The following is an 11,978-nucleotide window of genomic DNA, read 5'->3' on the forward strand; positions in this document are numbered from 1 at the left end:
ATGCGAGGTGGTTATGGCTTTAACCTTCACAAGCGATACATTACCGGCCGATCATAAAGCGGCGATCCGGCAGATGAAGCAGGCGTTGCGGGCGCAGCTCGGTGATGTGCAGGGCGTTTTTGACAGGCTCAGCGAGGTGATTGCCACACGCGTGGCGGAAATCAATACGCTCAAAGCGCAGGGCGATGCCGTCTGGCCTGCGCTGTCTTACGCGGATATCCAGTCCGGCGCCATCACGGCAGCGCAGCGTGAACAGATCAAGCGGCGCGGATGCGCGGTCATTAAGGGCCATTTCCCGCGGGAACAGGCGCTGGCATGGGATCAATCTATGCTGGATTATCTGGATCGCAACCATTTTGATGAGGTGTACAAAGGTCCCGGCGATAACTTCTTCGGCACATTAACCGCCTCCCGCCCTGAAATTTATCCGATTTACTGGTCGCAGGCGCAGATGCAGGCTCGTCAGAGCGAAGAGATGGCGAACGTTCAGTCTTTCCTTAATCGGCTGTGGACATTTGAAAGCGACGGCAGACAGTGGTTCAACCCGGATATCAGCGTGATCTACCCGGATCGCATCCGCCGCCGCCCGCCCGGCACCACCTCAAAAGGTCTGGGGGCGCATACCGATTCCGGCGCGCTGGAACGCTGGCTGCTGCCCGCCTATCAACGGGTTTTCGCCAGTATCTTTAACGGCGAGCTGGAGAAGTACGATCCCTGGCATGCCGCCTACCGTACCGAAGTCGAAGAGTATACGGTCGATAACACCACCAAATGCTCGGTTTTCCGCACCTTCCAGGGGTGGACGGCGCTGTCAGATATGCTGCCCGGCCAGGGCTTGCTGCATGTGGTGCCGATTCCAGAAGCGATGGCGTATATCCTGTTACGCCCCCTGCTGGATGACGTTCCTGAAGATGAACTGTGCGGCGTTGCGCCAGGCCGGGTGCTGCCGGTTTCGCAACAATGGCATCCGCTGCTGATTGAGGCATTGACCAGTATTCCGCAACTGGAGGCCGGGGACTCCGTCTGGTGGCATTGCGATGTGATCCACTCCGTCGCGCCGGTGGAAAATCAGCAAGGCTGGGGGAACGTGATGTACATCCCCGCCGCGCCGATGTGTGAGAAAAACCTGGCTTACGCGCACAAGGTCAAAGCCGCGCTGGAAACGGGCGCATCGCCAGGCGATTTCCCGCGTGAAGATTACGAAACAAACTGGGAAGGCCGTTTTACGCTGAGCGATCTGAACGTTCACGGAAAACGCGCGCTGGGCATGAGCTAAGCGTCATACAGCCCTTCCCGCTCTACGGCGGTGCGTCGTTTCCCTGGACGTATCCGCCGCACCGACTCCCGCACCGTCAACGTGCCGTTCAGCAACAGCGTACCGATTGGCGCATTCGGACGAACCAGACGTTGTTGCAGCATATGTACCGCCTCCGTCCCCAGCTCATCGCGCGGCACATGCACTGCTGTTAACGGTACATCCTGAATTTCCGCCAGATTAAAGCCGTCAATACTCATCACCGACACATCCTGCGGCACGCGAAGGCCGCGCTTTTGCAACGCGCTGATGACGCCCGCCGCCATAAAATCACCGCCGACCAAAAACGCCGTCGGCAACGCCTTATCCGGCGTATTCGCCAGCCATTCGCTGACCCGCTGCTCCGCCTCTTTCGCACTGAAACTCGGCGATACCAGTAAATCCCGCTTATCGTTAAATTTCAGATTATGGGTTTGCCAAGCGTCGCGAATGCCGGCCAGACGCAGCTCCATCGTGTAGCGACGCAGGCAGAGCACCGTCATCACGTCGCGATGCCCCATTGAAAAAAGATAATCAGCGGCAAGTTCGCCAATGGCGCGGTGATCGGGCGAAACGGCTGGCAAACGCATTCGCTGGTCGCGGCAATTAATCAGTACGCAGGGTTTCCCCACGTCCACCGCCAAATCGTGAATATGCGGATCGTCAATCCCTAACAAAATCGCCGCCTGCGTTTCCGCTTCGTTCATCCGCGCGAGGAAAAGCTGCGCGTCACTGTCCAGCTCCTCAAGCGCGCAATAACGCAGCCGTACTTCATACGCCGTCAGTCCTTTACTCACGTTCTGAATCACGCGGTAGTAAAAGATGTCGGACCGCTCATCAAACGCCCGCTGCGGCGCAAAGACCACCAGACTATTCAGCAACAGCCTGCCTGCCGCCATCCCGTCCATGACGCCCAGCTCCCGCGCGCACTCCAGCACTTTGTTGCGCGCTTTTTCACTGGTATTTGCCTTCCCCGCCAGCACGCGGGAAACGGTGCTGACGGAAAGCTGCGTCCGCGCGGCAATTTCGCTGATTTTGAGCCTTTTATCCATTTTGTGATCTTGCTCCATTTGCTAAATGAAAAAATTTTCATAACGCACAAACAGGGAAATAACTGGCTTAACGCCCATCTTGCCAGAGCGATACCGTTAGTAATGAGAAAACTTGCACAAAATCCGCTATTGCCCGCCCATTTTCTCACTTAACCTGAACTTGTCACACAACTTACATACTAGTTGTATAGCAACTAAGAATAAATAAAAAGATAACTTTCAATGAGATAACAATATTTGTGTGACACCCAAACGTTTATTTCCCCTACCGTCCGTCTTGTGGAGAAAAGAAATGAGTCAGGACATCAATAACACTGTCGCCGCGAGTAAAACCCGCCGCGTCATCAAAAATTTGCGCTGGTATGTGCTGGTGCTGTTCTTACTGGGTGTGACCGTTAACTACATCACGCGTAACTCGCTGGGTATCCTGGCGCCGGAGCTAAAAGAGAGTCTGGGGATCACCACCGAGCAATACTCCTGGATTGTCGGCGCGTTCCAGATTGCCTACACCATTTTCCAGCCCCTGTGCGGCTGGCTGATCGATGTGATTGGCCTGAAGATTGGCTTTATGGTCTGCGCCGGGATCTGGGCGCTGATGTGTATCTTCCACGCGGGCGCCGGAAGCTGGCTGCATCTGGCAATTTTGCGCTTCTTTATGGGCGCATCTGAAGCGGCCGCTACGCCAGCCAACGCCAAAACCATCGGCGAATGGTTCCCGAAATCAGAGCGTCCGGTCGCTGCGGGCTGGGCGGGCGTCGGCTTCTCAATTGGCGCCATGCTGGCGCCGCCAATCATCTACTTCGCGCACGCCTCATTCGGCTGGCAGGGCGCATTTATGTTTACCGGCGTGCTGGCGCTGCTGTGGGTGATCCTGTGGTGGGCGTTCTACCATAACCCGGAACAGCACCCGAACCTGAGTGGAGAGGAGCTGGAGTATATCAAGCAGGATAACGAGCCTCCGGCCGTGAAACTGCCCTTCCTGACCGCGCTGAAAACCGTGTCGAAAAATAAACGTTTCTACGGTATCGCGATCCCGGCCTTTATGGCAGAACCGGCCTGGGCGGTGCTGAGCTTCTGGGTACCGCTGTATCTGGCGAAGGAACACGGCATGGACTTGAAGCAGATCGCCATGTTTGCCTGGCTGCCGTTCCTCGCCGCCGATCTCGGCAGCGTGGCGAGCGGCTATCTCACCCGCCTGTATACCCGTCTGTTTGGCTGCTCTCGCGTTAACTCCGTGGTGGCAAGCTCCGTGACCGGCGCGTTTCTGATGATTTCTCTCGGCATCGTGGCCATTACCCGCGATCCGTATATCACCATCGTGCTGATCTCCATCGGCGGCTTCGGTCATCAGATCATCTCCTGCATGCTGAGCGCGCTGGTCGTGGAGTCGTTTGATAAAGGCCAGATGGCGACCGTCAACGGAATGCGCGGCTCTGCGGCGTGGATCGCCAGCTTCCTCTTCTCTCTGTTAATTGGCGTTACCGCCGACAAAATCGGCTTTAACCCGCTCTTTATCGCCATGGGGTTCTTTGACCTGATTGGCGCTGTTTTCCTGGTGGCATTTATTGCTGAACGTCGCGCCAAGCGCGCCTGATAGTGGATGTATTGCGTATGAAAACCCTGAAAAACTGGATTGTAGAGAAACAGTCGGCCCATCATCTGGAACTGCTGGTCGATGGTCAACACCATCTGTGCCTGTACGTACTGGAAGAAAATCTGTTTCGCGTGCTGATCAAACGTAAAGGCGAACTGGCATTAGACAGAACCTGGAGTATCGCCCCGGCGCAGGATGTGCCGTGGGAAGGCCGCAGCCGCGAAGATGTAAGCGGCTTTAGCTGCCCGGCCTGGCAACTGACGCAGCAGGATGGCGCGCTGATTGTCGCTACTGAGCAACTGCGCGTGACCGTCCACCAGCCGCTGTGGCTGGAGTGGCACTATCGCGATGAAACGGGCGACTGGCAGCCGCTGGTCAACGACCGCCCCACCAGCGCCTATCTGCTGAACGCTCACGGCGACGGCGTAGCGCACTATTTAAGCCGCCGTAAAGATGAACGTTTTTACGGTCTGGGCGAGAAAGCGGGCGACCTGCAACGCAACGGCCAACGCTATGAGATGCGCAACCTTGACGCGATGGGCTATAACGCGGTCAGCACCGATCCGCTGTACAAACATATTCCATTCACCATCGCCCGCCGCGATGACGTCAGCTACGGTCTGTTTTACGACAACCTGAGCAGCTGCTGGCTGGATCTGGGCAATGAAATCGACAACTATCACACTGCCTATCGCCGCTGGCAGGCGGAAGCGGGCGATATCGATTACTACATCTTTACCGGCAAGCGCGTGCTGGATGTCACCAAAGCCTTTGTGCGCCTGACGGGGAAAACCCTGTTCGGGCCGAAGTGGAGCCTGGGTTACAGCGGCTCGACCATGCATTACACCGATGCGCCGGACGCGCAAAACCAGCTGATGAACTTTATCCGTCTGTGCAATGAACACGCGATTCCGTGCGATTCGTTCCAGCTTTCATCTGGCTACACCTCCATTAACGGCAAACGCTACGTCTTTAACTGGAACTACGACAAGGTGCCGCAGCCGAAAGTGATGACCCAGGCATTCCACGATGCGGGGTTGAAGCTGGCGGCCAACATTAAACCGTGTCTGTTGCAGGATCACCCGCGCTACAACGAAGTCGCGGAAAGAGGGCTGTTCATTCGGGATTCGGAAACCGACGCGCCGGAACGTTCAAGTTTCTGGGATGACGAAGGTTCTAACCTTGATTTCACCAATCCGCAAACCGTCGCCTGGTGGCAGGAAGGCGTCACCACACAGTTGCTGGAGATGGGGATCGACTCCACCTGGAACGACAACAACGAGTTTGAAGTGTGGGATGGCGAAGCCCGCTGCCACGGCTTTGGCCGCGAAATCGCCATCAAACATATTCGCCCGGTCATGCCGCTGTTGATGATGCGCGCCTCGCTGGAAGCGCAGCAGCGCTTTGCGCCGGAAAAACGCCCGTACCTGATCTCCCGTTCCGGCTGCGCCGGGATGCAGCGTTACGTGCAAACCTGGAGCGGCGATAACCGCACCAGCTGGGATACCCTGCGCTACAACACCCGCATGGGGCTGGGGATGAGTTTGTCCGGGCTGTATAACGTGGGTCACGACGTCGGCGGTTTCTCTGGCGATAAACCGGATGCGGAGCTGTTCGTGCGCTGGGTACAGAACGGCGTGATGCACCCTCGCTTTACCATCCACTCATGGAATGACGATCATACGGTGAATGAGCCGTGGATGTACCCAGGCGTGACGCCGGCGATTCGTAGCGCGATTGAGCTACGTTACCGTCTGCTGCCCTACTTCTACACGCTGCTGTGGCAGGCGCACGCCGACGACGAGCCGATGCTGCGCCCCACTTTCCTCGACCACGAGCACGACGCGCAAACCTTCGCAGAGTGCGACGACTTCCTGCTTGGCCGCGATATTCTGGTGGCAAGCGTGGTGGAACCCGGTCAACGTGAACGCCGCGTCTGGCTGCCGGATAACGAAACCGGCTGGTACGATTTCGATAGCCACGAATGGTTCTCTGGCGGCCAGTGGATCACGCTGAACGCGCCGCTGGAAAAACTGCCGTTGCTGGTACGCGCCGGTGCAGGCCTGCCGCTGAGCGAACGGATCACCCATGTCAGCGCTGAACGCGACGATACCCGCGAGCTGAAACTGTTCCCGGTCAAAGGCGTGGGGACAACGTCCGGTCTGCTGTTTGAAGACGATGGCGAAAGCTGGGGTTATCAGACGGGCAATGCCTTGTGGGTGGAATGGGAGATGGTGTGCGATGGGGCGACCGTCAACCTGAAGATCAACGCGCGTGGCGACTATCGTCCGGCATGGAACATGTTGAAGGTATCGTTACCGGTAGGGGAAAAACGTACGCTGCGGGTGAACGACGTTGAAGGGAGTGAGTGGGTGCTCTGAAAACTGCCGGGGGGCGGCTTCGCCTTACCCGGCCTACAAACTGTAGCGTAGGCCCGGTAAGCGTAGCGCCACCGGGCTTTTTTTTAGCCGTCGATCCCTTTACTACGCAGATAATCTTCGTAGTTGCCGCTGAAGTCCACCACGCGCTGCGGCGTAATTTCCAGCACGCGCGTCGCCAGCGAGCTAACAAACTCACGGTCGTGAGAAACGAAAATCAGGGTGCCCTGATACATCTCCAGCGCCATGTTCAGCGATTCGATCGATTCCATATCCAGGTGGTTGGTCGGTTCGTCCATCACCAGGATATTCGGTTTCTGCATCATCAGCTTACCGAACAACATACGCCCTTTTTCACCACCGGAGAGCACCTTCGCCGGTTTTCTGATATCGTCCTGGCTGAACAACAGACGGCCAAGAATGCTGCGTACAGCCTGCTCGTCATCGCCTTCCTGCTTCCACTGACTCATCCATTCAAACACCGTCAGGTCATTTTCGAACTCATATTCGTGATCCTGCGCGTAATACCCAATGCGCGCGTTCTCTGACCATTTCACGGTGCCGTTATCCGGCGCCAGATCGCCCACCAGCGTTTTCAGCAACGTGGATTTACCCACGCCGTTAGTCCCGAGTACCGCAAGCTTTTCGCCCACTTCCAGCAACAGATTAACGCCCTTGAACAGCGGGCCGTTATCAAAGCCTTTCGCGAGCGCTTCCACTTCCAGCGCGTTACGGAACAGCTTCTTATCCTGTTCAAAACGGATGAACGGGTTCTGACGGCTGGAGGCCTTCACCTCATCAAGCTTAATTTTATCAATCTGACGGGCACGAGACGTTGCCTGGCGAGACTTAGACGCGTTAGCGCTAAAGCGGCTGACGAAAGATTGCAGATCTGCAATCTGCGCCTTTTTCTTGGCGTTATCGGCCAGCAGACGTTCACGCGCCTGGGTGGCGGCAGTCATATACTCGTCGTAGTTACCCGGGTAAATGCGCAGTTCGCCGTAATCCAGATCCGCCATATGCGTACACACCATATTCAGGAAGTGACGGTCGTGCGAAATGATGATCATGGTGCTGTCACGTTCGTTCAGTACCTGCTCCAGCCAACGGATCGTGTCGATGTCGAGGTTGTTGGTCGGTTCATCAAGCAGCAGGATATCGGGGTCGGAAAACAGCGCCTGCGCCAACAGGACACGCAGCTTCCAGCCTGGCGCGACTTCGCTCATCGGGCCGTAGTGCTGCTCAACCGGAATCCCCACGCCCAGCAGCAGTTCGCCCGCGCGCGCTTCGGCAGAGTAACCATCCATTTCGCCGTATTTCACTTCCAGATCGGCCACTTTATAGCCATCTTCTTCGCTCATTTCCGGCAGCGCGTAGATGCGGTCGCGTTCCTGTTTCACTTCCCACAGTTCAACATGCCCCATGATCACCGTGTCGAGTACGCTGAACTCTTCGAAGGCAAATTGATCCTGGCGCAGCTTACCGATACGCTCGTTCGGATCGAGAGAGACGTTGCCCAGCGTCGGTTCGAGATCGCCGCCGAGGATTTTCATAAAGGTGGATTTACCGCTACCGTTGGCGCCAATCAGGCCGTAACGGTTGCCGCCGCCAAATTTGACGGAAATATTTTCAAACAGCGGCTTGCTGCCGAACTGCATGGTGACGTTGCTGGAAACTAACACTGGCGTATCCTGAAAAATATGTGACAAACCGCTTATTATGCCACAAGTCTTAAATAAGATCGCGCCTCACGGTAAGCCGCTAAAATTGTCCTCACGGGAAAAAAATGTGATTTCGTACACATCTGAATTCCCACTTAACGGGAATGCACATATAATGCGCTCCCAACATGACAGAATTCTCAACCCAATAGCCTGCCAGGCACTGAATCTCGCATAACATGAATATGAAATTAACAACGTTTTTCGCGGCGGCCCTCGCTGTAGTTGGCTTTTGCAGCACCGCCTCAGCGGTGACTTATCCTTTACCGACCGATGGCAGTCGCGTCGTTGGTCAAAACCAGGTGATCACTATCCCGGAAGGCAATACCCAACCGCTGGAGTATTTTGCGGCTGAATATCAGATGGGGCTGTCTAACATGCTGGAAGCGAACCCGGGTGTTGATACCTTCCTGCCAAAAGGCGGTACGGTGCTGAACATTCCTCAGCAGCTGATCCTGCCGGACACCGTGCATGAAGGCATTGTCATTAACAGTGCGGAAATGCGTCTGTACTACTACCCGAAAGGCACCAACACGGTGATCGTCCTGCCGATTGGTATCGGTCAATTAGGGAAAGACACGCCAATCAACTGGACAACGAAAGTTGAGCGTAAGAAAGCAGGCCCGACCTGGACGCCGACGGCGAAAATGCATGCCGAATACCGCGCGGCGGGCGAACCGCTGCCTGCCGTCGTGCCGGCTGGCCCGGATAACCCGATGGGTCTGTACGCGCTGTACATTGGTCGTCTGTATGCGATTCATGGCACCAACGCCAACTTCGGTATCGGCCTGCGCGTCAGCCACGGCTGCGTCCGTCTGCGTAACGACGACATCAAGTTCCTGTTTGAAAATGTGCCGGTCGGCACCCGCGTACAGTTTATCGACGAGCCGGTGAAAGCGACCACTGAGCCAGATGGCAGCCGTTACATTGAAGTCCATAACCCTCTGTCTACCACGGAAGCGCAGTTCGAAGGCGGCGAGATCGTACCGATTAACCTGAACAAAAGCGTTCAGAGCGTCACCAGCCAGCCTGATGTCGATCAGTCTGTGGTTGAGCAGGCCGTTCAGAACCGTTCCGGTATGCCGGTTCGTCTGAACTGATCAGAGCCATGTGCCGGGTGGCGACTCTCGCCTTACCCGGCCTACCGCATCGGCCCGATAAGCGTAGCGCCATCGGGCCATCACTTCAGCAGCAACAATCCATATCCCACCAGCGCCGCCCAGAGCAGCATCGGCAACGAATACCAATGAAACCGCCACCAGATACGCCGATCATTTGCCATCCGCAATGCAATCAGATTCGCCAGCGATCCCGGTAGCAAACCAAAACCACCGATATTAACCGCCCAGGCCAGCAACGCGGTCGGTGGAACGTAGTTGAGCAATAAAATCGTGGCGGGCACATTGCTGATAAACTGCGACAGACCGAGCGCAGTCAGCCAAAGCCCCGGCGCAGAGAGCGTTTCAACATGGCGCAGTACGCCCTGTAACACCGGTAGCTGTATCAATAAATGCACGTCGATAAACATCGCCATAAACACCAGCAGCAACGTCCAGTCGACGCTCAATACCACGCGGCGCGCCAGGACGATGAACCCTGCCGCCACAATCGCCAGCCCCCAGAGTTCCTGCTTCAGTTCAAGCGCGGTCAGAAACACGATATACAACCCAGAACAGCTCCACACCAGGCGCGGTTGCCACTCAGGGGCGCGCGTACCGGTATGGTATTGCAACGCCTTCCCCGGAAAACAAAGGCTGCACAGCACCAACAGCGTCAGCATCATCACGGCGGCAAGCGGCGCCATCTGCCAGACAAAAGCCGCAAATGAGAGACCGGAACGCCCCCACAACAAAATATTTTGCGGATTGCCAATCGGCGTGAGCAGCGAACCGGCATTGACCGCCAGCGCCTCAAAGATAATCAGCCGGTTTACCGGAATCGCACACAGTCTTTTCAGGGTAATAGTCAGCGGAACGACGATAAACAGCGCCACATCGTTGGTCAGGAACGTTGACAGCACCGCCGCCGCCAGCACCATAAACATTGCCAGACGGCGTTCCGTTTTAAAACGACGAACCATTCTGCGGCCCAGCACATCAAAATATCCGCTCAGCTCAACGCCTTTGGTCAGCAGCATCAAACCGCTCAGCGTAATAATGGTGTGCCAGTCAATTGCACCCGGCCAGGTGCGGGGAGTAAACGGGACGAACAGACTGAGTCCGGCCCCGACAAGGAGTAATAACAGCAGGAAACGATCGCGTCTTAATGCCCGCAGAAAAGGAAAACTCATTCAGAAGGCGTTCCGTGCTTTTGCGTAAACAGGCGGAAAGCCTCAAGCGTTTCCTGGCTTACATGGTGCTCCATCCCTTCCGCATCGCGGCGTGCGATTTCCGGGCTGACGCCCAGCACCAGTAAAAAGTTTTCCACGATCTGGTGGCGTTCACGGCTTTCCTGCGCCAGCTTCTCGCCTTCTGCGGTCAGGAATACCCCGCGCCAGGGGATCATTTCGATAAGCCCTACCGACGCCAGACGCTTGAGCATCTTGGCGACCGTCGGCTGGGAAACGCCAAGTCGCGCCGCCATATCAACCTGACGCGCTTCACCGACCTCGATAATTAAATCAGAAATCAGCTCAACGTAGTCATCAATCAGTTCACGGCGATGCGCTTCCCTGACCTGGCGGAACCCTTCGACGTGTTCTTCGACATTCACTAATTGCGTCACTTTTTTTGTTGTTGGCATACCTGCGCGACGACTCATTCTGCTTCCTCGTTACTGTGACGCGTTAATTGCATCTGGCTGGAGTGGGCCCATTGTAAACCAGAGTTGCACAGGCTCAAAAATTTAACGTTTTAGCAATAGCTATATAATATAACTTTCGTAACACATGAAAATCCTTATAAATAGGCGCATTAAAGGTAATAACAACTGCCAAGTGTCGCAAAAATGTCGCACAACTTCCTTTACCACTATCCACAACAGTATTTATCAATGGCCATTTGTTCCTTGTAAGCATACGGTTTAGCTGGTTATCATCTAGCTGCTTAATTAATAAGGAATTGTTTATGGCACTCACTAAATGCAAAGAATGCAAAAAAGAAGTATCAACCTCTGCAAAGACTTGCCCACACTGTGGCGTAAAAGATCCGGGCTTTGGTGCTAAGCAGAAACTTAGCGGCTGTCTGATACTGATTATTATTGTGGGAATAATCATGTATTTCGTTGGTAGTGGTGACGATGAAAAAGCAGCTGAAACTCCAAAGGTATGTTCTAACACTGACACCCAGTGCAACTTTGATAAGAACCTGGTAGATGCTGTGACCAAATGCAAACCATTGGTTGAGCGTTCCGCGAAGTATGAATTTGAATGGACTGACGGAATGTTAGATCCAATGTTTTCTCATGGCAGGATTGACAGCAAAAAGAACCAGTTAACCTTCATCGGTGATAAGGTCAAATTTACAAACGGCTTCAACGCAAAAATGAACATGACCTATGCCTGTACACTGGATCTGAAAACCAAAGAAGTCGTGGATTTCAATATTTCGGAAGGGAAACTTTAACCGCTGTTTTTCAGTTTTAAAAATTGCAAACTGAACACCGTAGCCCGCGCCATTCCTAGAATCGCGGGCTTTTTGCCGTCTATAGCACACGGAGTAATTAGATCCCCAAAAGCCACATAAAATTTATTTTTCCCTTATTTATCTGTAAGTTAACAATTTCATCAAATCCACTACTGATCCTTTTTACTGAAAAAAAGTGAAATTCTTTTCAACGTTTTCAGTTTAGTGTTTCCCGCAATCCGCCAGCGCTGGCGCGGTCTGGCGGTCTGATTTGAAGAAAAATAAAACTGAAAAATTTCTACGATCCAAAAACCGCAGGCGGGTGCGGTGTAGCGCCGTTTTTGTCTGCGAAAGATTTATTTTGTCAGCGTGTAGC

At 54.7% G+C, this 11,978-nt stretch carries 9 protein-coding genes; 5 read left to right on the forward strand and 4 right to left on the reverse strand.

What is annotated here, in order from left to right; genetic code table 11:
- Window positions 1-13 precede the first annotated feature (13 nt).
- The gene (locus OGX80_RS11160) at window positions 14-1,276 is read left to right on the forward strand and encodes a DUF1479 domain-containing protein (protein ID WP_047457936.1); all 1,263 of its coding nucleotides are present in this window, start codon (window positions 14-16) and stop codon (window positions 1,274-1,276) included.
- Here OGX80_RS11160 and OGX80_RS11165 read toward each other — a convergent pair.
- Window positions 1,273-2,346: a LacI family DNA-binding transcriptional regulator gene (locus OGX80_RS11165; protein ID WP_024130506.1), complete on the reverse strand. Its 1,074-nt coding sequence runs from the start codon at window positions 2,344-2,346 to the stop codon at window positions 1,273-1,275. The genes OGX80_RS11160 and OGX80_RS11165 overlap by 4 nt on opposite strands.
- A gap of 292 nt (window positions 2,347-2,638) precedes the next feature.
- On the opposite strand from OGX80_RS11165, the gene OGX80_RS11170 reads away from it, so the two are divergent.
- Both OGX80_RS11170 and OGX80_RS11175 read left to right on the forward strand, forming a co-directional pair.
- Window positions 2,639-3,940: an MFS transporter gene (locus OGX80_RS11170; RefSeq protein ID WP_049010087.1), complete on the forward strand. Its 1,302-nt coding sequence runs from the start codon at window positions 2,639-2,641 to the stop codon at window positions 3,938-3,940.
- A gap of 17 nt (window positions 3,941-3,957) precedes the next feature.
- Entirely contained in the window at window positions 3,958-6,321 is a 2,364-nt protein-coding gene (locus OGX80_RS11175) for a glycoside hydrolase family 31 protein (RefSeq protein WP_142757158.1), read from the forward strand.
- Between the two features lie 83 nt (window positions 6,322-6,404).
- On the opposite strand, the gene OGX80_RS11180 is transcribed toward OGX80_RS11175, so the two are convergent.
- Complete coding sequence (locus OGX80_RS11180; protein ID WP_047457942.1) at window positions 6,405-8,000, reverse strand: ABC-F family ATPase; 1,596 nt, start codon at window positions 7,998-8,000, stop codon at window positions 6,405-6,407.
- A 218-nt stretch (window positions 8,001-8,218) separates the two neighbouring features.
- Here OGX80_RS11180 and ldtB point away from each other — a divergent pair, with 218 nt between their 5' ends.
- Entirely contained in the window at window positions 8,219-9,139 is a 921-nt protein-coding gene (gene ldtB, locus OGX80_RS11185) for a L,D-transpeptidase (RefSeq protein ID WP_012133148.1), read from the forward strand.
- Window positions 9,140-9,219: 80 nt separating this feature from the next.
- Here the strand turns inward: ldtB and OGX80_RS11190 are convergent, their stop codons facing one another.
- Window positions 9,220-10,329, reverse strand: a complete 1,110-nt coding sequence (locus OGX80_RS11190) for an anion transporter (RefSeq protein WP_115181805.1) — start codon at window positions 10,327-10,329, stop codon at window positions 9,220-9,222.
- A complete protein-coding gene (gene mntR / locus OGX80_RS11195) occupies window positions 10,326-10,799 on the reverse strand; it encodes a manganese-binding transcriptional regulator MntR (protein WP_115181806.1) in 474 nt (157 codons plus the stop codon). The genes OGX80_RS11190 and mntR overlap by 4 nt, the downstream gene beginning before the upstream one ends.
- Window positions 10,800-11,104: 305 nt before the next feature.
- On the opposite strand from mntR, the gene OGX80_RS11200 reads away from it, so the two are divergent.
- A complete protein-coding gene (locus OGX80_RS11200; protein WP_160880228.1) occupies window positions 11,105-11,602 on the forward strand; it encodes a hypothetical protein in 498 nt (165 codons plus the stop codon).
- The last annotated feature ends 376 nt before the right edge of the window (window positions 11,603-11,978 follow it).

Source organism: Citrobacter sp. CK194, from assembly GCF_030333395.1.
Classification (GTDB): Bacteria; Pseudomonadota; Gammaproteobacteria; order Enterobacterales; family Enterobacteriaceae; genus Citrobacter_B; species Citrobacter_B koseri.